The organism is Microbulbifer weihaiensis, assembly GCF_048323715.1.
Classification (GTDB): domain Bacteria; phylum Pseudomonadota; class Gammaproteobacteria; order Pseudomonadales; family Cellvibrionaceae; genus Microbulbifer.
The window spans coordinates 53,722-76,931 of record NZ_JBLWFL010000021.1; the positions used below are offsets into that span (position 1 = coordinate 53,722).

The window sequence follows — 23,210 nt, forward strand, 5'->3', positions numbered from 1 at the left end:
CCGGGTCAGAGTTCGTCTGCCTTCAGATCCATCTGGTATTTGAAACGGTCCGGGTGGTAGAGCACATGCATGAAATCCACCAGCTGCTCCTTGCCATTAACTTTTGTATAGGAGCGGCGCGTCAGGCTCAGTAGTGGTGCGCCTACGGCTGTGTCCAGCTCGCGCGCGCTGTCGCTGGCTGCGGCTTCGGCACTCAGGGTTTGCGTGACGTGGGTGATTTCCAGGCCCTGCTTGCGGAATATTTCCAGCCTTGGTGTTTTCTCAAACTGCTTCGCCGAGACTTTGCGCTTGAGGCCTGCAGTCCAGCTCACATAATAGCCAAAGGGGGCGCCGTCACGAGACCGCGTCCGCTCCAGCAGGAGGGCGGTGTCCCCGGTGGACAGGCCGAGCTCCTCGCGAATTTCGGCGGGGGGCTGCAGCATTTCGCAGGTTCGTACTTCCACGTCGGAATGGCGAGCCATGCTTTCGATTTCCTGAAGCATGCCCACAAGTGGTGCCTTTACCGGCTGTTGCTGGTATTCGTAAATGACGTGGGTGCCTTTGCCGCGGCGGCGCTCCACCAGGCTTTCTGCTGCCAGCTCATCCATCGCACGTTTGGCGGTAATTCGGGAAACCCCGAAGGATTCCGCCAGTTGCAGCTCAGTGGGCATCTGGTCGCCGAACTCGAGCGTGCCGTTCAGGATGGCGTTCTTCAGAAGCGAGTAGAGCTGGTAATAGAGCGGTGCGTGTGACTCTTCTGTCAGCGAATCCAGCTGCTGTTTACTGAAAAGAGTATTTACGACATCCATAGCATTGCGTCCTTTGCCAATTACAAATCACATAATGATATAACATTTTATGTCAAATGACAGCCGGCCTCAGGCCGGCTCGGCAATGGGCTGTGTGCACTGCTGCAGGAGCGCGCCGGCAGGTGCTGAGAAGACGCCGTGCTGCGCGGTAATGAACTCGAGTACGCGCTCCAGGTATCGGATGCGGTGCGGTTGTCCCAGCATCCAGGGGTGGATGTTGAGCGCCAGAATTCGACCGCCCTGTGCGCGGGCTTCGCTGAGCAGGTAGCGGCAGGCATCCTCGATCTGCTCGGCGTATGAGGTTTCCGAGTGCAGGTTATTGCGCAGAATAAACTGGTCTTCCAGTTCGGTAGACAGGGGCATGGCCCAGAGGTCGCCGCTGTCTGTGCGAAAGCGATAGGGCATGTCGTCGTTAACCCAGTCGCAAAAATACTGTACGCCTTGCTCTGCGAGCAGCGCGGGGGTGTTTTCGCTGTGTATCTTGCCAGGGCTGAGCCAGCCGCTAATGGCCTGTCCGCTGGCCTCTATCAGGGTGTCGAGGGTTTGGCCAATCAGTGCCTGCTCCTGTTCCCGTGGCTGGCCGCCGTAGTGGGGCGTGTCCATATTCCAGCCATGTGCGATCAGCTCATCACCGCGTTCGCGCAGCATATGCATCAGGTAGGGTGCTCGCTGAGCCAGCTCGCCGTTAATTGCAAAGGTGGGTTTTACCCCATATCGATCCAGTGCCCGCAAAATACGGTAGATGCCAACCCGGTTGCCGTAGTCCCGGAGGGAGAAATGGCGCAGATCCGGGTAGGGCATGGTCATGCCGCCCGGCGGGGCGAATGGCACACCGCGTTGATTGAGCGGAAAAAACTGCAGGCTGACATTGACCCATAGCGCCAGCTTTCCCTGTTGCCAGTGTACCGGTTCACGCTCTGTCAGCATCTGCCAGTCGTAGTGGTTATGGTCCATCCCATAGTGGCGTTCGGGGTACTGGAGATGCTCCGGCCCGAGAGGTTTCTGGTCGCTCATGGTCAGGCAGTCTCCTGTGTTGCCGATGCGATCTTGGCCTGTATGTCTGCGCGCGCAGAATCGTAAAAGTGCGTGAGGTAATAATCGGCAATTTCCCTTCCGGTCGTTACCCAGACGTCCGAATGTCCGGTGATGTATTCGAGCGCCTCTTCAAATGCGCGCAGGCGGTGGGGGCAGCTGACCTGATAATTGTGCGTCGGTATGCACATCACGGTGCCGCTCTCAGCGCCTTCCTGATACAGGCGATCAAAATTCTCCTTCAGCATCTGACCGTAGCGACGCGGTTCCACTTTATTCACCACATAGGCAATGGTGTCATTCATTTCCAGGGAGTAGGGGATGGAAACAAAGCGTTTGCCGCTGCGCAGGTTGATCGGCGTGGGCTGGTCATCGTGGAACAGGTCGCAGGTGTAGAAACCGCCCTCATCCCCGAACAGTTCTGTGCCCACCTCTGCGAACAGGTCGAGTGTCTCTTCGGAGTGCGACAGTGCTGGCGCCAGGTAGCCCGCGCACTTCTGCCCGGTGTGCCGGTATATGGTCTCCATGGAGTCGCGGATCATTGCGCGCTCCTGCTCAGACGACATGCCGTAGGTGTAGCGGGTGTTGTAGATCCCGTGACTGAAGAATTCCCAGTTGCGCTCGCGACACAGCTCGATGATTTCCGGGTGGTGCTCGCACAGTGCGGTGGACAGGGAGATGGAGCCGCGGATGCCGTATTTATCCAGCACCGCCATCTGGCGCATGTGGCCGACGCGGTTGCCATAGTCACGGATGCTGTAACCGGGCACCGCAGGGCTCGGTTGGGGCCATGCCTTGCGGTGGGGGTTGGCAGGTGGGTTCAGCTCATAGAATTCGATATTCGGCGCGACCCAGAAGGCTACCCTGGCGCCGTTTGGCCAGGTCAGGCGGGGTCTCTGGTGGTAGGGCCAGTAATCGTAGAAACCGGGATCGGATCGCATGGTTTACCTCGGCTGGTATTGCACAGTTTGCGATTTTGGGTTGCCCGCACGGGCGGGGATCACCCGCCCTGTACTTGTGTCAGCTGCTGGTGTTTTCCAGCCAGTGAAATACTTCGGCTACATCCACCACGTCGGCGTATTTCAGGGAGAGGTCGGTCAGGTTTGCGTAGTGATAACTCTCGTGTTTATCCGCTACACATTCCTCCGGCACGATGGTTCGGTAGCCGCGCGACAGGCTGTCTACAGCGGTGGTGCGGATGCAGCCTGAAGTGGAGCCGCCGGTGATGATCACCGTATCTACCTGGTGCCACACCAGCAGGGACTGCAGCTGGGTCTCAAAGAAAGCGCTGGGCATTTTCTTGCAGTAGATGACGTCGCGCTGGCGATCAATTTCCAGGCGATCGTCGAATTCGCTTCTGACCGAGTCGAACTTGATGTTTTGCAGTGAGTCCGGGGTGTCGGTGCGGGTTCCCCAGATGCCGGCGTCTTCACCAGACTCCATGTAGGCCACATGGGTCCAGATCACGGGCCAGCCTTTCGCACGGAAGCTCTTGGCCAGTTCATTGATGTAGTGCATCTGGTTGGGGTCGGTTTCATAGGCGGTTTTGAACAGATCAGTGCGGGTATACGCCTTTTGCGGATCCACGTTGACCAGTGCTGCCTTGCGGCCGAACCCGAAGCGCTTGCGCGCCGGGTTGGCTTTGACTTCCAGGTAGATCTCTTTGGCGGTTTTTGTTGTTGTTTCCATCAGGTGCCTCCCCGAAAAGTGGCTGAATTGCTTTTATTGTTATAATCGTATATCAATATATCTAATGCGGCAATTGACTTGAAATGGGTGCGGTCGTGTGCCCGGTTCCGGTTTGACTTAAAGCAATGCGCCGCCCGCCGCTTGCGGTTATTGTTACCTCAATTAATAAGAATGTACCAGTATGAGCGCTTACCTCTTTGTAAAGTTGTTGCACAACCTGTGTTTTGTCTACTGGCTCGGGGGGGATCTCGGCACCTTTTACGCCAGTCGCTACGTGACCCGCCCGGATCTTTCCCCCCAGGCGCGCAGCACCGCGCTGACCATCATGATGGGGTGTGACCAGGGGCCGCGATTCTGTATGCCGTTAATCCTGCCGCTGGGGCTGCAGCTGGCGCATATGACCGGCCAGTGGTCAGTGGAGCCGGTCTGGCTGTGGCTGTCCTGGGGTTTTTGCCTTGGCTGGCTGGGTCTGGTGGCAACGCTGCATTTCGCCCATGGCAAGTCGTTTGTGCCGGCGTTGACGCAGTTCGACTTCTATTTGCGGATTGTGCTGATCGTTGGCCTGCTGGCACTTGCCGGGTATGCCCTGGCCACCAAGTTCATCCTTACGGCGAGCTGGCTGGCGATCAAACTGGGTATTTTTGCCTTGCTCGTGTTGTGCGGGTTACTGATTCGCATGCGCCTGAAACTGTTTGGCGCCGCCTGGGGCCGGCTGATGGCTGGCGACAGCAGCGACGCGGTGAACCAGACGATTTCCAGCTCGATCGCCTCCTGTCGGCCGTTTGTCTATCTGATCTGGGTAGGGTTGCTGGTCAATGCGGCCTATGGCCTGCACCTGATTAACTGATCACCGGAGATTTTTCATGAAGCTTTATAGTCTGCCTCATTCACCTTACGCGGCAAGGGTGCGCATGCAGGTGCGCCTGGACAACCTGGCGGTTGAGGTGCTTCCGCCACCGCTGCCACTGCGCAGCGAGGCGTTTTTGGAGCGTTTTCCGCTGGGGAAGGTTCCGGTGCTGGAACTGGCAGATGGCAGTGCGATCGCAGAAAGCTGGGCAATCATGGAGTATCTGGCGGAAAGCCAGGTGTCCGGTGGAAGTTCGCTGGTGCCCGATGGGGCGCTGGAGCGGGCGCAGATGCGCATGCTTGCGCGGTACGCCGATCTTCACCTCGCGGCCAACGCATTGTTTCCGATGTTTCGCGCCGCCATGGGTGGCGGTGATGTTGATGCAGGCGCGATGGCCGATACTCTGCGCGGCGAGCTGGGCAAGGGGGAGCGCCTGCTGGCCAGCTTTGAGAGCGGGCGCCCGCTCAACCTCGGGGATGTGGCGTTGGTTCCCACCATATTTTATTTGCAGGAACTGGCGCCTTCGATAGGAATGGAGAACCCCTTGAGTGGTTTTCCTGGCCTCAAGGCCTGGTGGCAGTGGGTCAATAGCTTCGACGCCATCCGCGATACCGTGGAGGAGGTTCGGGTTGCGTACCGCGCGGTTGTTGAGAATCTCGCCGCCAAAGCCTGACAGGCTGCCTGGCGACGCTCTGTTTTTGCTTGCGGCCCGCGCGCCTTCTGCCGCGCGGCGTCCGTTTTCCCTTCGCATTTTCTCTCGTTAACGCTTCGATCTGCGCAGTCTGGATTGGCTGTGCCGGAGCTTTTGTCGCACCAAATGTTATATTGACATAACATTATCTCAAGAATAGGATGTTGGTTACATTGAGCAATCGGGCGGAGGGCCTGCCATGACCACCACAATCGTTGTGCTGTTCAACCTGAAACCGGGCGTTAGTCCATCGGATTACGAGCAGTGGGCAAAGACGACGGATCTGCCAACCGTGCGCAAGCTGGGCTCGGTCGACCAGTTTTCTGTGCTCCGTACCACCGGTCTCCTGGGCACCGATGTGCCGGCGCCGTACCAGTACGTGGAGCTGTTGGTGGTGAACGATATGGAGGCACTGGGTGCGGATGTATCGAGTGAGACGATGCAGCGGGTCGCCGCCGAGTTTCAACAGTTTGCGGATAACCCGCAATTCATGTTGACCGAAACCGTATAAATTCATGAATGCCGGGGGAGCGCAGCAGATGGAAACACAAGGCAAATATCCCGAGCTGAAAGGCAAGGTTGCAGTGATTACCGGTGCCGGTCGCCGCGAGGGGCTGGGCGAGGCAATGGCCCGGCGTCTGGCCGCGGAAGGTGTCAGGGTCGTGCTGACTGATATCGGTCACGCGGCTGGTGAACATCTGCCGGAAGGTGCGGTAGGCACCAGTGCGGAGATGGAAGGTATTGCGTCCGAGATCCGCGCAGCGGGCGGCGAGGTGGCAACCTATGCCTGCAACGTGCTGGAGCCTCAGGAAGTGCAGGCTGCGGCGGAATTTGCCCTGGGCCATTTCGGCAGCCTGGATATCTGGATCAACAATGCGGGTATCGGCTACCTGATGCAGCCGGTGGTTGATATGGCGGTAGACAAATGGGATGCGGTGCTGGGGGTCAATCTGCGCGGCGCGTTTCTGGGCATCAAGTATGCCGCCGAAATCATGCTGCGCCAGGGTAAGGGTGGCCGGATCATCAATATTGGCAGCCAGGCATCGAAGTCCGGATTTGCCCATGCGGCGGCCTACACCGCATCGAAACACGGCATGGTCGGGCTTACCCGCTCAGCCGCTCAGGAGCTCGGGCCCGCTGGCATTACCGTAAATACCATCTGCCCCAATCATGTAACCACTGGCCTGGGTGCCTGGCAGAACGCGCACTTTTCGGAAGTGACGGGCAAAGGTTACGAACGCTATATGGAAGACATGCGCGCGCGTATTCCCATGGGCCGGCCTGGCCAGCAGGAAGATATTGCCAAAGCCTGCGCCTTCCTGTGCTCCGATGAAGCTTCCTACATTACCGGTGAGGCAATGAATGTCTCCGGTGGTGAGGAATATCACTGAGATGGTCGCGAGGGATTATCAGGTATGAGCAAGCAAGTAACCTGGCCCGGCGATGCGCGCCTGGCGCTGTCGATTGTGGTGAATGTCGAGGAGGGCTCCGAGAGCACCTTGCTCGATGGGGATCGCGGGCCGGAGCCGGTTGATGAGCTCGGCGTGGCACCGCGCAAGCCGATCCGTGCCCACGCCAACGAAAGTAATTATGAATACGGTATTCGCGAGGGCTGGCCGCGGATTGAGGCGTTACTCGAGCGCTATCAGGTGCCGGCCACCTTCTGTGCCGCGGCTGTTGCCCTGGAGCGGGCGCCACAGATTGCCCGCTTTATTGCCGAAGGTGGTCACGAGGTTTGCAGTCACGGCTACCGCTGGCAGCACCAGTTTGCCATGAGTGAAGACGAGGAGCGCACGTTTATGCGCTCGGCGATCGCTTCGATCACAGAGACCACCGGCCAGCGTCCGCGCGGCTGGCTGAGCCGCTATCTGCACACAGACAACACCAGAAGACTGTTGCAGGAAGAGGGGTTCGATTACCACATGGACGACTACAGTGCCGACGAACCTTTCTGGGCGCCGGTGCAGGGTTCTGATCGCCCCATGCTGGTACTGCCTTATGCAATTGATTCCAACGACATGAAGTTCTGGACGTCACCATCGCTCACACCCCAGGCCTGGCTCGATTACGCGTGCCGCACGCTGGATACCTTGCTGATGGAAGGCGCAAGCCGAACCCGCATGATGTCACTGGGTCTGCACCTGCGCATTATCGGCCGCCCCGGCCGTATCGGCGCACTGGATGAGTTCCTGCGCTATGCGCGTGCGCAAGAGGGTGTCTGGTTCACGACCCGCGCCGCGATCGCCGATGCCTTCTCGGCGCAGGTGCCGGAAAACCAGGTGCGTGAGCCGTTGCGCGGCTGGGAGAATTTCTGATGTTTAACGCACGCAGCCTGCTGTTTGTGCCGGGGCATCGCCCGGAACGGTTTGCCAAGGCGTTTGCCAGTGCCGCGGATGTGATCTGTATCGATCTGGAGGATGCGGTACCGCTGGCTCAAAAGGCGGAAGCGCGCGCGGCCGTATGTACTTTTCTCGCCGGGTGCGACCCGGCACAGCTTGCGCGCCTGATCGTGCGCGTCAGTGCCGTCGGCAGTGATGAGGGCAGGGCGGATCTTGCTGCGTTGTCCCAGGCCAGGTTGCCCGCGCGTCTGATGCTCGCCAAGACCGAAACCGAAAAAGATATACCGCTGGCTGCGGATCTGCTCGGGACAGCGGTGCGCTGGATAGCGCTGATCGAGAGTGCGTCGGGCCTCTTGTCCCTGAATAGCATATGCGCGGATCCGGCGCTGGATGCCGTGATGTTCGGCGGTGGAGATTTCGCTGCGCAGATTGGTGCCGAATTCGCGTGGGAGCCACTGTTGTGGGCGCGCTCGCAAATGGCGGTTACCGCCGCCGCGCACGCATTGCCGGTGATCGATGTTCCGTATCTCGATGTGCAGGATGCGGACGCGCTGGAAGCGGAAACCCGTCGGGTTTGCGCGCTCGGTTTCTCGGCGAAAGCCGCTATCCATCCAGCCCAGGTCGAATCGATCCATCGCGGATTTGCGCCCTCGGCTGATGCCCTGCAACGGGCGCATAGAACAGTGGAAGCATTTGAGCGGGCGCTCGGTGGTGCCGTGGTTGTTGACGGACGTATGGTGGATCAGCCGATTGTCGACAGCGCACGCAAGCTGATCGCGCGCGCAGATGCCAGTGAAAAAATTGTGTAAATCGCAGTAGGAAATTGCATATGGCTGGAGAAGTAAAACAAGTCGGTGAAAATCGTTACCGTGAAACCTTTGGACGCTTTTTCGACGATTTCAAGGTTGGCGATATTTACGAGCATCGCCCCGGGCGCACGATCACCGAGACAGACAACACCTGGTTCACGCTGTTGACCATGAATACGCACCCCGCACATTTCGACAAGGAGTATGCGGCTGGTACTGAGTTTGGCAAACCGTTGGTATGCAGTCCCTTTACCGTGGCGCTGATGGTGGGCATGAGTGTGACGGACATCAGTCAAAAGGCGATTGCCAATCTGGGCTGGGACGATATTCGCCTGACTGCGCCGCTGTTTGTCGGTGACACTCTGTACGCAGAATCCGAAGTGCTGGAAAAGCGCGAGTCCAAGTCCCGCCCCACACAGGGGATCGTTACGGTGCGCACTCGCGGCATCAAGCAGGACGGTACCGAAGTGTGCTCGTTTGTCCGCAAGGTGCTGGTGTGGAAGCGCGGTGCCGAAATGGAAGACAAAGTGAATTACTGATTGGGCGAGCAATAACAGGAGATGGCGATGAACTGGAGCGCAGAAGACGAGGCCGCGATTCTCGATACCATTGACCGGTTTGTGGCCAATGACGTCGCACCGATCGCACGGGACAAAGATCTCGCTGACGAGTATCCCCATGAACTGGTGGAAACCATGAAGGAGCTTGGGCTCTTTGGGGCTACCATCGGTGACACTTATGGCGGACTTTCGCTGTCCGCCAGCACCTATGCGCGCATTGTGCAGAAAATTTCCGCCGTATGGATGGCGCCGGGTGGTATTTTCAATTCCCACCTGATCATGGCTGCAGCTATCGAGCGTTTCGGCACCGAGGCTCAGAAGCAGGAATTTTTGCCGCTCATGGCCGAAGGCCGGCTGCGAGGTGGTATCGCGCTTACCGAGCCCAATGCGGGTTCTGATCTGCAGGCGATTCGTTGTGTTGCCCGCAGGGACGGTGACGAATATGTAGTGAATGGCAGCAAAATGTGGATCACCAATGCCCTGAATGGCAACTGCCTGGCGCTGCTGGTGAAAACCGATCCGGATGCGGAGCCGCGGCATCGCGGTATGTCCATGTTTGCCATCCGCACCAAGGATGATGCGGGCAACCTGTTGCCCGGCATTACCATCAACAAGATCAAGAAGACCTGCTACCGCGCTATTGATACCGCAGAAGTCGTGTTCGAGGACTTCCGTGTATCCATCGATAACCTGATCGGTGGCGAGGAGGGGCGCGGTTTCCATATCGCGGTTGGGGGGCTCGAGCTGGGTCGTATCAATGTGGCGGCGCGCGGTGCCGGCATCGCTGCCGGTGCCCTAAAGCTCGCGCTGCGCTACGCCCAGGAGCGGGAAACCTTTGGCAAGGCGATCATCCAGCACCAGGCAATCCAGCTCAAGCTGGGTGAAATGGCGGCGAAGGTGGAGGCCGCTAAACTGCTGGTCGACCAGGCTGCACGCATGTACGACAGCGGCCAGCGCTGTGATCTGGAAGCCGGGATGGCGAAGTACTTTGCCAGTGAGGCGGGTGTGTTCTGCTCCCAGGAAGCAATGCGTATTTTCGGTGGATATGGTTTTTCCACGGAATATGAGATTGAGCGCTACTACCGCGACGCCATGCTCATGTGCGTCGGGGAAGGAACCAATGAAATGCAGCGCATCATCATTGCCAAGCAGCTGGCTGCGCGCGAGGCTATCTGATGAATACCGCCAAACCGCTTGCCGGCATTCGCGTTATCGCCATTGAGCAGTACGGGGCGGGCCCTTTTGGCTCCATGCAGCTGGCGGACATGGGCGCCGAGGTCATCAAGATCGAAAACCCCGTCACCGGTGGCGATATTGCCCGGCAGTCCGGGCCTTATTTCCTCGGCGAGCACGACAGTGATTTCTTTCAGACGTTCAACCGAAGCAAGAAAAGCCTGACTCTGGATCTCAAAAGTTCAGAAGGGCGCAAAGTATTCGAGCGCCTGGTACAGAGCGCGGATATCGTGATGAACAACCTGCGCGGCGACCAGCCGGCGAAGCTCGGGCTGGATTACGACAGCCTGGGAGCGATAAAGCCGGAAATCATCTGTGGTCATTTGTCGGCCTACGGCCGTGATAATGACCGTGCAAGCTGGCCCGGCTACGATTATCTGATGCAGGCAGAAGCGGGTTTCATGGATCTGACCGGTGAGCCGGGAACACCGCCCGCGCGCTTTGGCCTGTCGATGGTGGATTTCATGAGCGGCGTAACGCTCGCCATGGGCGTGCTCGGTGCTCTGGTAGGCGTGCTGCGCGGCGGGCAGGGCCGCGATGTGGATGTCAACCTGTTCGATGTTGCCGTCACCCAGCTGACTTACCCCGCCACCTGGTACCTGAATCGGGGCCACGAAACCGAACGGGTTGCCCGTTCCGGGCACCCTTCGACGGTACCCTGCCAGATTTATCGCAGTGCCGATGGCTGGGTATTTGTGATGGCGATGACGGAAAAATTCTGGCAAATCCTCGCGGAGGGACTGGGCAGAAAGGATCTGCTGGCAGATCCCCGCTTTGTCAGTGTGGCCGATCGCCGGGCCAATCGCGAGCAACTGACGGAAATCCTCGATGCGGAGTTCTCGCGCCATACGAACGCCTACTGGATGGAATGTTTCGCCGGAGAATTGCCGCTCGCACCGGTCAACAGTTTTACCCAGGCCATGAGTAATCCCTGGCTGGCGCAGACCGGGATGCTGCAGCCATTGCCGCATGTTGACAATAGTCAATTCAGGGTGCTGGCAAGCCCGTTAAAATTTGATGGAAACAGACCCGCTGGAATTGGCTGCTCCGCATTGGGTGCCGATACCGGGGATCTGCTTGCGGGGCTCGGGTACTCGGCAGCTGACATCGAATCCATGGCTGCGGAGCGCGTTACCTGAGCTGGGCTTAATCAGGTTTTGACCGGGGACAATCCGACCCATGAAGTTACAAGGTATCCGAGTCGTCGATCTTTCACTTTTTCTTCCCGGGCCTCACCTGACCATGATGATGGCGGATCACGGCGCCGAGGTGATCAAGGTCGAGCCTCCCGCAGGTGAACCAACCCGCAACATCGGACTGCGTAAAAACGGCGAGGCTGTCTGGTTTCGCAATACCCACCGGGGCAAAAAGAGCCTTTGCCTTAACCTGAAGGATCAGGGCCAGCGGGAACAGCTTTTATCCCTCATCGATACCGCAGATGTATTTGTTGAAGGTTTCCGGCCTGGCGCCATGGCGCGACTGGGACTGGACTATGCCACTCTCAGCGCGCGCAACCCCCGACTTGTCTACTGCTCGATATCCGCTTTCGGGCAAAGCGGCGAAAAATGCCTGAAGCCCGCTCACGATCTCAGCATTCAGGCCGATTCCGGAACTGTTTTTCTCAATGAGGGCAGTAATGGCGAACCCTGTTCCCCGGCTATGCCGGTTGCGGATATGGCGGGGTCATTAATGGCGTTATCGGGCATACTGATGGCGTTGCTGCGTCGCGCCGAGACAGGGAAGGGCGACTACCTCGATATTTCCATGCAGGACAGTCTTGTGGCCTGGCTGCCTAATGCGTTGGGCCCGGTCTTTGCGGAGGAGCGCTCGCCCACCGTCAAGGATGAGCGCTCCTGGGGCGGAAACGCCATGTATCGGGTGTATCGGACGGCTGACGGGCGCTATCTGACGCTCGGCGGCAGCGAGGTGAAATTTGCCGAAAACCTGTTCGCCAAGCTGGGACGTCCTGAGTTGGCCGAGGTTTGCAAGCGCCAGCCGGGTGAGCAGGGTGAGGCGATCACCTATTTACAGCAAGAATTCGCCAGTCGCACCCTGGCTGAGTGGCAGGCGTGGTTTGAAGGTCTGGATGTCTGCTGGTCGCCGGTGCGACTTTTACATGAGGCATTGGCGGAAGCGCACTTGAAATCGCGGCAGATGGTTTTCGAAGACGCGGACGGGAACCGGCATCTCGGTGTTCCGATCAAGTTTCTGGATGAACCGGCACAGGTGGATACCCGGCTGCCCAAATTGGGTGAGCACAATGCAAGACTGCTGGGGATCGGGCAGGAAGCCTGAAGACAAAAATAGACCTTAAAAATATACACATTAATAGAATAACCAGTGATCTTGCTTTACCGCGACTGCGTAAAAAAGGGATCAATAATAAACTGAGGTGGTAATCATGCTGACGAACCTTTGGTATGTGGCTGAATGGTCCAAAACGGTAAAAGACAAGCCTGTTCGCGTAAAAATGCTCGGGCAAAACTTTGTACTTTTTCGCGACAAATCTGGCAAGGTAAACTGTCTGAGTGACGTCTGTATCCATCGTGGCGGATCGCTTTCCAAAGGTTGGACGACCAAGCGCGATTGCGTGGCCTGCCCGTATCACGGTTGGGAATTTGACGCCGAGGGTAAGGTCCAGTTTATTCCGTCGCGCGGTGAAGACGCCCCAATCCCCGAGCGCGCGCGCATTGACGCCTATCCCACCGAAGAGCGCTACGGCATGATCTGGGTATTTCTCGGCGACCTGCCCGAGGAAGAGCGCTACCCGATTCCGGACTTTCCCGAATACGAAGACAAGGCGAACTGGCGTGCCGTGGAAGTGGAATACAACTGGACCGGTTCGGTGGATCGCGTGGTGGAAAACGGTATTGATATTGCTCATACCGCGTTTGTACATCCCGGCTTCGGCTACCAGGAAATGGCGAGCGAGAACAAAATCCTCACTGTGGATCGCGGGGAATACTGGGGTTCATCCGACAACGTGTTGTACCCGCCTCAGTTGGAAGGCAACCTGGGCCTGATGAAGCTGTTCCGTGCAGACAAGGCGGCTACCTATGTAACCCCTGCGTTCTACCTGCCGGGACATTGCGTGCGCCTGCATATCAAGGTCAATTCCTGGATGGAAATGGTCATCTTCGATGCCAATACTCCGATCGATGAAAATACCACCCGTTCGTTTGCTGTTCAGGTGCGAAATTTCTTCAAGTGGTCGATCTTCGACAAGGGCGCGAAGAAGCGCACTAAAAAGGTGTTTGGTGAGGATGGCGATATCGTCGCGGAGCTTTCACCGAACTACCTGCCGGAGTCTCTTGAAAACGAAGTATCCGTTGAACAGGATAAATTTATGGGCGCGTGGCGAATGATTCGCCGCAAGCATATCGAGGAAAAAGGCTGGAAAATCGATACGAAAGCCATGAAGCCGTTTGAAGGTGAAAAGGTGTTCACTATCCCGTCACCCGCACGCCGTACCAATCCGCACTTCAAGTGGGCGCTGGATACGGTACCTCTCGTGGCTCCGACCCGTCGCAGCGTGGCTACCCAGGTTGAAGAGCCTGCGGCAGCAGATCCGGCCTGAAAGCGAAACAAGTAAAGTGCGGTCAATGTTTTTGACCGCACTTTTAAAAAAGGTTTTTCTCCTTGAGCCGCGCGAAAGCGCGGCTTTTTTATTTGGGGCTATTTGGGGCTATGCGTGCTCCAGGTGCGGAGCGCGCTAGCCTTTCGGTGTCAGGTATTGTCGAGCATCTAGCGTGTCGCGGCTTTGCGTTTGAACCGTGCGGTAGCCGCAAGGCTGGGGATCGGGAAAAGCAATACCAGCATCGCCACACTGAAAGGAATCAATCGCTCGGCCCAGTCGCCACTGGTGTTGGGTAGTAGCGAAAGTAAAACTGCCAGAGTAAAGCCGGTGGCAATGGAGCGGGCGACCGCTGCGGGAGCAAGCTCCGCACCGGCGAGGCGTGCAAGTATGGTCGGGGCGAAGGCGGATCCGATGGCGACCCATGCGAAGAGTACGCGCTCAAAGATGGTAGCTGGCAGGTAGAGCGCAATCAGCACGGCCAACGCCGACACAGATACCATGGAAAGTCTCGACAGCAGCAGTTCGCGCCCGGGCATCAGCCGCTGCAGTCTCAGGTCGTGCGAAATGGTTGAAGCAACGACGAGCAGCATGCTGTCGGCCGTGGACATGATGGCGGAAAGCACGGCGGCGAGCAGGATCGCTGCGGCAACCGGGGGTAGCAGGCCCGTCGAAAGCTCAAAAAACAGTGTCTCCGGATCCTGTAGTTCGGGCAGCGCGATTTTGCCCAGCAGGCCCAGGGCAAACATACTCAAAAATACGATTGAAAACCAACCGATGGACAGTACCTGGGCCTGTTTAAGAGCCCGTTCGTCCTTCAGCGCCATAAAGCGATTGAGCAGGTGTGGTTGCCCGAGCGTGCCGATGCCGATGGCGAGGTTTCCAAGGGCGAAGCCGAGGGCGGCCAGCCCCGTATTCTGGCCACTCACCGATAGTGCCTGAGGGCTCAATAGCCCGGATGCCTGTATCTCCTCCCAACCGCCAATGCTGAGAAAAGTCACCACAGGCAGCAGTACCGCTGCCACGAGCATCAGGCCTCCCTGCAGCGTGTCGGTAATACTGGCTGCCCAGAATCCACCGAGAAACGTGTAGATGGTGATGATTGCGGCACCCAGTATCAGGCTTTCCGCTAGTGGTGTGGCAAAGACACTGGAGAAGGTGGTGGCGGCTCCCTGAAACTGCGCCGCAATATAAAACACAAATGAGAGAAGGATTACACCCGAAGCGAGCAGTTTTATCTTGCGGTTCGATTCCTGCGAGACGGTTGCCGGATCGTCGGCGAGAAAGGCAGTGAGCGTGATTTGATCCCTCGCTCGGGTATGTCGCATCAGGCGTGGTGCAATCCACAGCCACGCCGTGGCGCAGCCGGTTATGGCTCCCGCCACAATCCATATCGCCGATACCCCCAGCAGATACGCCGCACCACTCATGCCGAGCAGAGTCCACGCGGAGGCACTGCTCGCGCCATAACTAATAGCTGCGACCACCGGGCCCAGGTTGCGGCCGCCGAGGAAATAGTCGGTTGTATTTTGGGTGCGTCGTTGGGACCAGAAACCAATCAGCAGTAATAGCACTTTGTAAATAATCAGCGTGTAGACAGCGACCGAGATGTCCATGGTTAGCCTATGCAAGTGTTGTATTTATTAGTGTGTCTAAGATGACTATCTCAGGTTCTTTGGGGGACTACATGGGGTAATGGCGGGGGATATGGGGTGAATTTGCGATTTATCAAAAAACACCTATATCAAAATATTTTGATGTAGAGTGATCTGGGTAGACTGGGTGTATGGCGTCGTGAGAGGAGTCTCGGGCGTCCTGGTAAAAGCAAATAAAAAAGGTAGAACCGACTATGTCTGAATACACCGTTTTTACTTCGGAGTCTGTTTCCGAAGGTCACCCGGACAAAATGGCCGACCAGATTTCCGATGCAGTGCTGGATGCCATTATTGCGCGTGACCCCGATGCCCGAGTCGCGGTTGAATCTGTTGTAAAAACCGGACTGGCGATGTTGGTTGGCGAGGTCACCACCAGCTGCTATGTGGATCTGGAAGATGTGGTGCGGGATGTGATTACCGGCATCGGGTACGACAGCTCCGAAGTGGGTTATGACGGCTCCACTTGTGCAGTGCTCAATGCGATTGGCAAGCAGTCGGTGGATATCAACCAGGGGGTTGATCGCGTGAAACCGGAAGACCAGGGCGCCGGCGACCAGGGCCTGATGTTCGGCTATGCCACCAACGAAACGCCAACCCTGATGCCGGCGCCGGTGTATTACGCGCACCGGCTGGTGGAACGTCAGGCATACCTGCGAAAGAAAAATATCCTGCCCTGGCTGCGCCCCGATGCCAAAAGCCAGGTGACGTTCCGTTATGGTGAAGATGGCAAGCCAGAGGCCATTGACGCCGTGGTGTTGTCCACCCAGCACTCCCCGGATATTTCCCTGGAAGACCTTAAGGCCGCTGTGATGGAAAACATCATCCTGGAGGTTCTTCCCGGTGAACTGCTGCATGAGCAGACCCAGTATCACATCAATCCCACCGGCAACTTCGTGATCGGTGGTCCGGTAGGTGATGCGGGCGTGACCGGCCGCAAGATCATTGTGGACACCTACGGCGGTATGGCCCGTCACGGCGGCGGTGCTTTCTCCGGTAAAGACCCTTCAAAGGTGGATCGCTCGGCGGCCTACGCCGGCCGTTATGTCGCCAAGAATGTGGTGGCGGCAGGCCTGGCCGATCGCTGTGAGGTTCAGGTTTCCTACGCCATCGGCGTCGCGGAGCCCACATCTGTATCGGTAAATACCTTCGGAACCGGCAAGGTCAGCGACACGCGCCTGATTCAGGCGATTCGCGAGGTATTCGACCTTCGCCCCTATGCCATCACCCGCGTGCTCGACCTGAAGCATCCGATGTACCAGTTGACCGCTTCGTACGGGCATTTTGGTCGCGAGCCGTTCGAGTACACCTACACCTGGAAAGAGGGTGGTGAGGAAAAGAGCACTACCTTCACCGCGTTTACCTGGGAAAAGACCGACAAGGTCGACGCACTGCAGCAGGCACTATCCAGCTGATGGTCTAGCCCCGGCGCTGTGAGCGCCGGGTAAATTCCCTCCCTACAAGATTATGCAGCGGGCCCGATGATGCTTCTTCAGGCATTGGCGGGTACCGCTCAGCCGGAAACTGATATGAATAATTTTGACGATTACAAAGTTGCAGACATCGCGCTCGCAGAATGGGGCCGCAAGGAAATAGCCATTGCCGAAGGGGAGATGCCGGCACTGATGGCGCTGCGGCGAAAGTACCATGACTCCCAACCGCTTGCGGGTGCAAAGATCATGGGGTGTATCCACATGACCATCCAGACCGCGGTGCTGATCGAGACACTGGTGGCTCTGGGGGCCGAAGTGCGCTGGTCTTCCTGCAATATTTTTTCCACCCAGGATCACGCGGCGGCCGCCATTGCCGCGGCGGGTATCCCGGTGTTCGCATGGAAGGGCGAGACTGAGGACGAGTTCTGGTGGTGTATCGAGCAGACCGTGCTGGCGGAAAAGGGCGGGAAGGCGCTGTGGGACGCCAATATGATCCTGGATGACGGCGGCGACTTGACCCAGCTTTGTCATGAGAAATACCCAGAGCTGCTCGATCGCATCCACGGTATCAGCGAGGAGACGACAACCGGTGTGCATCGCCTGCTGGAGATGCTGGAAAAAGGCGAGCTCAAGGTTCCCGCAATCAATGTGAATGACGCGGTAACCAAGTCCAAAAACGATAACAAATATGGTTGTCGCCACTCCCTGAACGACGCCATCAAACGCGGCACCGATCATTTGCTCTCAGGGAAAAAGGCCCTGGTCATTGGTTACGGTGATGTGGGCAAAGGGTCGGCAGCATCGCTGCGTCAGGAGGGCATGATCGTCAAGGTTACCGAGATCGACCCGATCTGTGCCATGCAGGCCTGCATGGATGGCTATGAAGTGGTCTCTCCTTACAGGGGGGGGATCAATACCGGCGAACTGGCGGATATCGATACCGCGCTACTCGGTGCAACCGATCTGCTTGTTACCACAACCGGCAATATCAATGTCTGCGATGCCGCCATGCTGCAGAGCCTGAAGAGCGGGGCTGTCGTGTGCAACATCGGCCATTTCGACAACGAAATCGACACCGCTTTCATGCGTGAGCATTACGAGTGGGATGAGGTCAAGCCACAGGTGCACAAGGTGTACCGCAACCGTGAAGGCAACGACCACCTGATCCTGCTGTCGGAAGGCCGCCTGGTCAACCTGGGCAATGCCACTGGTCACCCTTCGCGGATCATGGATGGCTCTTTCGCCAATCAGGTGCTGGCGCAGATTTACCTTTGGGAACGCAAGTTTGCCGACCTGCCGCCGGCGGACAAGCCCGGCCAGCTTTACGTCAAGGTGTTGCCCAAGAAACTGGATGAGGAAGTGGCGAAAGATATGGTGGAAGGGTTTGGTGGGGTGATAACCCGGTTGACCCCGGTTCAGGCTGACTACATCCACGTGAGTGTGGATGGCCCCTACAAGCCCGAAAGTTACAAGTACTAAACAGCGTTGCCGCGGTACTCGCGAAAGCCCCGGTCAGGCGGAGTGCAACGGGGCTTTTGCGTTCATGTCTACGGCAATGTTTCCAGCTCGGTGAGGGCTCGTTTCTGGTGCGGGGAGCGCAGTTGGCGCTCTTGTTCGCCCGCTCACGGGGCTGGAAGCAAAATGCAAAGGAATTTAGAGCATCAGCGCCGGGTGAAAATTGACATTTCTCAATTTCCCGCTGTTATACCTGTAAAAGTTATATTGATAGTACTTTTTTCCATTGGTACTGTTCGAAGGTGTTACGAGAAGCCAAGTAAGGGTTACGTCAGCAAAGGGACTTTGGATCATTCCAGTCCATGCTTTTTGCCCCTTGATGTTGTTGCAGACCACTCAGGCGTAAATAAAAAATCATAAATGTGCCCTGGAGGGATAAATGTCCAAGTTCAAGCGACAGCCGCTGTATGTTGCGGTCGTGGCGGGAAGCCTCGCATCAACGGTGATGGCGGCCCCTGATGAGAGCGTTGCCAACGCAGTCGGTGCCGAGCGGGCAAAGCCGGTTCTGGAAGAGGTGACGGTGACAGCCCGTAACCGTTCCGAAAGCCTGCAGGAGATCCCGGTTGCGATTAACGCGTTTTCTGCAACCGAAATCGAGCGGGCCGACATGCAGGACCTGCGTGACGTGGTGCGCAGCTCGCCAGGCCTGGTCTACGATTCTTCCGGCACCATTGCCACAGGTGCCATCAGTATTCGCGGCATGAGCCAGCCGGGCCTGATCGGTGACGACACCAACGTGGCGATGTTCGTCGATGGTGTGTACGTTTCCGGGCGCGCCTCCACCTTTATGCCGATGATGGGCCTGGAGCGTATCGAGGTGGTGCGGGGCCCGCAGTCCGCGATTTACGGCCGTAACGCCTTCTCCGGTGCGATGAACTACATTACCCGCAAGCCGGGTGAAGACATTGAGGGGATGATCGAGGCCACCGGCGGTGCTGAGGGGCAGCAGGGGGTGAGAGCCCGCGTCGCTGCGCCATTGGGTGACATGTTTGCCATGAGCCTGGATGTGGTCGACACGGAGTCCGGTTCCACGTTCAAGCAGGGCGATACCTACCTGGGTGCCATCGACAATGAATCCCAGCGCCTGCGCATGCTGTTTACTCCGACCGACAGCCTCGAATTCGACTTCTCAGCCACATTCGTTGATATGCAGGAGCATCACAATGCGGGCTATGAAGTTGAGAAAAATGCGGAGATACCGTTCGGCAGTATTGCCGACCCCACCCATCCGCCATTCCTGTTTCCGGTAAGTCCCTTTGGTCCACCCGGCGAGTACAACACCTTCACCAATGAGCTCACGCCGGCCGGTATTGCGGCACTGACCGGTAGCCCTACTGCCTATTACGGTGAGGCCAAGGCGGGAGATCCCGATGGGTTTGCCGGCAATGCGTTCGGTGTAACCAATGAATCCGACCTGTACAGTATGCGTGTCAATTGGGATGTGGGGAATGTAACCCTCACCTCCATTACTGCCGCATCTGAAACAGAGACACGCTCACTGCAGGGCTATAACAATGCCTATTTCGGTGCCACCATGGTGTTTGCACCGGTGCTTCCAATTCAGAACGGCTTTTCTCCGGTCACAGCGACCGAAGATATGCCCAACTACATAACGACCCTTAACCTGGGCGGTACGACAGCGTATCTATTGGGCGTGAATGCGTATAACTACGGTGGTCAGCCTAACGACGACCGCGAGGCGATTAGCCAGGAATTCCGTATCCAGTCCAATGACTCTGGCCCCCTGCAGTGGAGCGCCGGTTTGTTGTACTCGGAAGTCGACCTGGATCAGTGGCTGAGTTCCAGCGCGCTGCCTGCCAGTGGCAGTCCGTTCGGGGATGAGATCAACAGCACTACGATTGCTTACTCGATTCTCGCAGTAGATGAGAACGGCGATGCGCAGAAAATTACCCAGACCAACCACAGTACCGAGATGAGTTCGGCATTTGTTGCTCTGGCCTATGATTTTACTGACAAATTGAATGTGGGCGTCGAGGCGCGCTATACCAAGGAAGAAAAGGTTGCGGACAACGTGCTGCACTTTACCGGTGCCCAGGGCCAGCAGGAAGGTAGCTGGGACTGGATATCGCCTCGCCTGATTGCCACCTACATTTACGATGAATACACCACTTTCTACCTGAATATAGCGGAAGGTTCCAAGTCTGGTGGCATCAATGGCGGTACACCACTGGAGTCGGAGATCACTTACGATCCGGAAAAAAACGTGACCTACGAGATCGGTGCCAAGCGCACTGTGCTGGATGGTCGCGGTTACATGAACATCGCCGCCTACCAGGTGAACTGGGATGACCAGCAGATTCGTTCATTCTCACAGTTCAGCAACGGTGCCACCATTCCTGCGGCCATTGTGACCAATCTGGGTGAGGTGGAGATCCGCGGTGTGGAGATCGAGACCGCTTTCCAGATCAGTGATAACTGGAGTTTCCACTCCGCCTATACCTTTAACGACGCCGAAGTAGTGAAAGGTATTCAGACGTTCAGCTATGGCTTTGTCGATTACGAGGCTATGGGACTGAATTCAACCAGTTATGAATACTGTGTCGATGTATTCAATCCTATGGTTGAAGGTGGTAAGAGCTGTCTGGTTCCGGCTAACGCGCCGCAAGTATCTGACGGTGACCTTGCCGGCAAGGAAATGGTTAATAACTACCGCAATACCTTCAATGCGGGTTTCCGCTACCGTCGCGATTTGGGTAATGGTGCCGAGTTCTATACCGACCTGAGTTCCGTGTGGAAGGATAAACGCTATATCAATACCGTAAATACCCTGTGGATCGAGGATCACTGGGATGTAAACCTGATTGCCGGTATCGACGGTGACAACTGGTACGGCAAGTTGAGCGTTAAGAACCTGCTGGACGACGATACGCCCTCTACTGCCTATCGTCCGTATATCTGGACCCAGGATCAGGCACCGGCGATTGTCAACCGCATGGGCCGCATGAGCAGCCTGAGTGTGGGATATCGCTTCTAACAACTTTCATTGTGTGTAGCCTCTGGATGTAACTTCGCCCGCTTCGGCGGGCATTTTTATGCCTGCTACCTTCCCGGGATTTCCCCGTCTAACGGTTTTTTCCTTTCGTCCGTTGCCATGACAGATGGCAAACACTGGCGATATGTCTGCGTGAGCCACTTTTACACATCGATGGTCAGGAGGTGAATTTAGCTTGCGGCGATAAGCAGTGGTGGATGAGCAGGCTCAATCCTGCAGATTGGTCACTGGGCAGGATAGGTGCAGAACGGGGGCAGCGTGAGGTCGAGGAGGCACCGAGCGTGAGACGGCGCGGGAGAGATGGGGAGGGCGAGAGCAGGGAATAACTGGGAGTATGGGGGGGAGATGAAGTAGCCTGTCTGTGGAATCCGGAGTATGCGGGGTAGTTCTGGTGTATTCAGTCATACCCCGCAACCCGGGATTACGCGGGCATCGCCGTCTCTAAAACTTCCTGATGCTGTTCTGCCGCCAGCCGGGGTCCGAATTGGGATACCACTTTGCCCGCGGCACGGTTGGCCAGTGTTGCCGCCTGCACGTAATCGTGCCCGTGGGTTATGGCAAACAGGAAAGCACCGGCGAACATGTCACCGGCGCCGTTGGTGTCAATCGCGGTTACCGGCTTTGAGGGCACGGTTACCGCTTTGGTGCCATCGTAGACCAGGGCGCCTTCGGCGCCGAGAGTCATGGCGAAGTCGCGGGTGTATTGCTTGAGGCGTTCCGCGGCCTGTTCGATGGAATCTGCCCCGGTGAAGCCGAGGGCTTCGTCGCGGTTGCAGAACAGCAAGTCGACGCCCTCGCCAATCATCTCCAGAAGCCCATCGCGGAAGTACTGGACCATCCCGGGATCGGACAGGCTGATGGCGATGCGGGTGCAGTTGGCACGTGCAATGCGGGCGGCCTCGATCGCCGCTGCGCGTCCGGTTTCCGACGTCACCAGGTAACCCTCAAGATAGAGGTAATCGGCACTGGCGATAGCCTCCGGGTGCAGCTCCATGGTGGACAGTGTCTCGCTGATGCCGAGATAGGTGACCATGGTGCGCTCGGCATCTGGTGTGATCATTACCAGGCATTTGCCGGTGTCCCCGGCCTCGCGAGACAGGCTGCGGTGATAGTGGACGCCGGCACTTTCGAGATCTCTGAGGTAAAAATCCCCGTTGTCGTCGGCCGCCACCTTGCAGCTGTAAAACGTGTTCGCGCCGAAGTAACTGGCGGCAATGATCGTGTTGGCTGCGGAACCGCCACTGGCGCGCTTGGCGGCTACCAGATGACCTTCCAGCTGTGCCAGCAACTGCTGTTGCCGCTCGCTGTCGGCCAGAGTCATAAGACCTTTATCCACTTTAAGGGCCTCAAGATCCTGATCCGACACTTCAATTTCGGTATCCACCAGCGCGGCGCCCAGGCCGTATACGTGGTAATTATTCATTGCGTTTTCTCTTCGATAGCCTGCGGTAGGCCGCGGTATGCAGGGTGGTGCACCGTGACCAGCTTCAGATAGCAATGGCCTGCGAAGCGTTGCGGGACATCGAGGGGCGTTTCCAGTACCGGCAGCTCCCAGCGATCACCAGCGGCACTCAGTGGGCAGCACAGCCACGAGGGGCCATCGTGCTGGGTCAGGGGCGCCAGCGCTGGCAGTTCCACATCACCGAGAAGGTATTGCTGCAGCGCGGCCAGAGGTATGGATTGCTCACTACCCGGCGCGCCGAATGCCGTTGCGAGCCCCGCACCCGATTTCAGTTTCAGCCACAGTTCGCCATTTGGCTCGCCATCGTCACCAAGGCACTCCAGCGCATGCACATCCAGCGTGTCGTCGGTGAGAGAGGGTTTGCACAGAATAAATGCCATGTAGCTGTCCGGGGCATGCTCTGGCATTGGCAGCTGCTGCTGGAAGCAATGATTCAGCGTATCCAGCACGCCCGCTTCCAGCTTGTCTCGGTATACGTGCACCCGAATTTGACTCGGGCTCAGTGGCACTGCGGGATTCAGGCGCAGCTGCAACCAGCGGATTTTGGTTTGGAATGCATTCTCAGTATCCACA

At 57.5% G+C, this 23,210-nt stretch carries 21 protein-coding genes; 14 read left to right on the plus strand and 7 right to left on the minus strand.

All coding sequences use genetic code 11. From position 1 onward, the window contains the following. Positions 1–5: 5 nt before the first annotated feature. The 4 genes from ACNKU7_RS17610 to ACNKU7_RS17625 all read right to left on the minus strand — a co-directional run bounded on the left by ACNKU7_RS17610 (position 6) and on the right by ACNKU7_RS17625 (position 3,509). A complete protein-coding gene (locus ACNKU7_RS17610) occupies positions 6–788 on the minus strand; it encodes a GntR family transcriptional regulator (protein ID WP_418298302.1) in 783 nt (260 codons plus the stop codon). A 69-nt stretch (positions 789–857) separates the two neighbouring features. Beyond that, positions 858–1,802 carry a polysaccharide deacetylase family protein gene (locus tag ACNKU7_RS17615; protein ID WP_418298303.1) on the minus strand — a complete coding sequence of 315 codons (945 nt, stop codon included), beginning with the start codon at positions 1,800–1,802 and terminating at the stop codon, positions 858–860. A gap of 2 nt (positions 1,803–1,804) precedes the next feature. After that, positions 1,805–2,761 (minus strand): polysaccharide deacetylase family protein, encoded by a 957-nt coding sequence (locus ACNKU7_RS17620; RefSeq protein WP_418298304.1) that lies wholly within the window; start codon positions 2,759–2,761, stop codon positions 1,805–1,807. A gap of 79 nt (positions 2,762–2,840) precedes the next feature. After that, positions 2,841–3,509, minus strand: a complete 669-nt coding sequence (locus ACNKU7_RS17625; RefSeq protein ID WP_418298305.1) for an isochorismatase family protein — start codon at positions 3,507–3,509, stop codon at positions 2,841–2,843. A 181-nt stretch (positions 3,510–3,690) separates the two neighbouring features. On the opposite strand from ACNKU7_RS17625, the gene ACNKU7_RS17630 reads away from it, so the two are divergent. The 11 genes from ACNKU7_RS17630 to ACNKU7_RS17680 all read left to right on the plus strand — a co-directional run bounded on the left by ACNKU7_RS17630 (position 3,691) and on the right by ACNKU7_RS17680 (position 13,565). Beyond that, positions 3,691–4,356 carry a hypothetical protein gene (locus tag ACNKU7_RS17630; protein WP_418298306.1) on the plus strand — a complete coding sequence of 222 codons (666 nt, stop codon included), beginning with the start codon at positions 3,691–3,693 and terminating at the stop codon, positions 4,354–4,356. A 16-nt stretch (positions 4,357–4,372) separates the two neighbouring features. Next, positions 4,373–5,029 carry a glutathione S-transferase family protein gene (locus ACNKU7_RS17635; RefSeq protein ID WP_418298307.1) on the plus strand — a complete coding sequence of 219 codons (657 nt, stop codon included), beginning with the start codon at positions 4,373–4,375 and terminating at the stop codon, positions 5,027–5,029. A gap of 217 nt (positions 5,030–5,246) precedes the next feature. After that, positions 5,247–5,558, plus strand: a complete 312-nt coding sequence (locus tag ACNKU7_RS17640; RefSeq protein ID WP_418298308.1) for an REDY-like protein HapK — start codon at positions 5,247–5,249, stop codon at positions 5,556–5,558. Positions 5,559–5,586: 28 nt separating this feature from the next. Then, the gene (locus ACNKU7_RS17645) at positions 5,587–6,438 is read left to right on the plus strand and encodes an SDR family NAD(P)-dependent oxidoreductase (protein WP_418298309.1); all 852 of its coding nucleotides are present in this window, start codon (positions 5,587–5,589) and stop codon (positions 6,436–6,438) included. Positions 6,439–6,462: 24 nt separating this feature from the next. Beyond that, positions 6,463–7,362: a polysaccharide deacetylase family protein gene (locus tag ACNKU7_RS17650; protein WP_418298310.1), complete on the plus strand. Its 900-nt coding sequence runs from the start codon at positions 6,463–6,465 to the stop codon at positions 7,360–7,362. Continuing rightward, a complete protein-coding gene (locus ACNKU7_RS17655) occupies positions 7,362–8,195 on the plus strand; it encodes an HpcH/HpaI aldolase/citrate lyase family protein (protein WP_418298311.1) in 834 nt (277 codons plus the stop codon). Before ACNKU7_RS17650 ends, ACNKU7_RS17655 begins: the two co-directional genes overlap by 1 nt. Positions 8,196–8,215: 20 nt before the next feature. Then, a complete protein-coding gene (locus ACNKU7_RS17660) occupies positions 8,216–8,734 on the plus strand; it encodes a MaoC family dehydratase (protein WP_226660892.1) in 519 nt (172 codons plus the stop codon). A 27-nt stretch (positions 8,735–8,761) separates the two neighbouring features. Beyond that, positions 8,762–9,931: an acyl-CoA dehydrogenase family protein gene (locus ACNKU7_RS17665; RefSeq protein ID WP_418298312.1), complete on the plus strand. Its 1,170-nt coding sequence runs from the start codon at positions 8,762–8,764 to the stop codon at positions 9,929–9,931. Continuing rightward, positions 9,931–11,127, plus strand: a complete 1,197-nt coding sequence (locus ACNKU7_RS17670) for a CaiB/BaiF CoA transferase family protein (RefSeq protein WP_418298313.1) — start codon at positions 9,931–9,933, stop codon at positions 11,125–11,127. The genes ACNKU7_RS17665 and ACNKU7_RS17670 overlap by 1 nt, the downstream gene beginning before the upstream one ends. A gap of 40 nt (positions 11,128–11,167) precedes the next feature. Continuing rightward, complete coding sequence (locus tag ACNKU7_RS17675) at positions 11,168–12,283, plus strand: CaiB/BaiF CoA transferase family protein (protein WP_418298314.1); 1,116 nt, start codon at positions 11,168–11,170, stop codon at positions 12,281–12,283. Positions 12,284–12,389: 106 nt separating this feature from the next. Continuing rightward, a complete protein-coding gene (locus tag ACNKU7_RS17680) occupies positions 12,390–13,565 on the plus strand; it encodes an aromatic ring-hydroxylating dioxygenase subunit alpha (RefSeq protein WP_418298315.1) in 1,176 nt (391 codons plus the stop codon). A gap of 167 nt (positions 13,566–13,732) precedes the next feature. Here the strand turns inward: ACNKU7_RS17680 and ACNKU7_RS17685 are convergent, their stop codons facing one another. After that, complete coding sequence (locus ACNKU7_RS17685) at positions 13,733–15,178, minus strand: sodium/proline symporter (RefSeq protein ID WP_418298316.1); 1,446 nt, start codon at positions 15,176–15,178, stop codon at positions 13,733–13,735. Between the two features lie 233 nt (positions 15,179–15,411). Here ACNKU7_RS17685 and metK point away from each other — a divergent pair, with 233 nt between their 5' ends. From metK to ACNKU7_RS17700, 3 genes are all read left to right on the plus strand, one after another. Continuing rightward, positions 15,412–16,629, plus strand: a complete 1,218-nt coding sequence (gene metK, locus ACNKU7_RS17690; RefSeq protein ID WP_418298317.1) for a methionine adenosyltransferase — start codon at positions 15,412–15,414, stop codon at positions 16,627–16,629. Positions 16,630–16,743: 114 nt separating this feature from the next. Next, complete coding sequence (ahcY, locus tag ACNKU7_RS17695; RefSeq protein ID WP_418298318.1) at positions 16,744–18,126, plus strand: adenosylhomocysteinase; 1,383 nt, start codon at positions 16,744–16,746, stop codon at positions 18,124–18,126. Between the two features lie 415 nt (positions 18,127–18,541). Continuing rightward, positions 18,542–21,157, plus strand: a complete 2,616-nt coding sequence (locus tag ACNKU7_RS17700; RefSeq protein ID WP_418298319.1) for a TonB-dependent receptor — start codon at positions 18,542–18,544, stop codon at positions 21,155–21,157. Between the two features lie 439 nt (positions 21,158–21,596). Here ACNKU7_RS17700 and ACNKU7_RS17705 read toward each other — a convergent pair whose 3' ends face one another. Both ACNKU7_RS17705 and ACNKU7_RS17710 read right to left on the minus strand, forming a co-directional pair. Next, positions 21,597–22,598, minus strand: coding sequence for an adenosine kinase (locus tag ACNKU7_RS17705; RefSeq protein ID WP_418298320.1), 1,002 nt, complete (start codon positions 22,596–22,598; stop codon positions 21,597–21,599). Next, complete coding sequence (locus ACNKU7_RS17710; protein ID WP_418298321.1) at positions 22,595–23,209, minus strand: hypothetical protein; 615 nt, start codon at positions 23,207–23,209, stop codon at positions 22,595–22,597. The genes ACNKU7_RS17705 and ACNKU7_RS17710 overlap by 4 nt, the downstream gene beginning before the upstream one ends. Position 23,210: the final 1 nt, after the last annotated feature.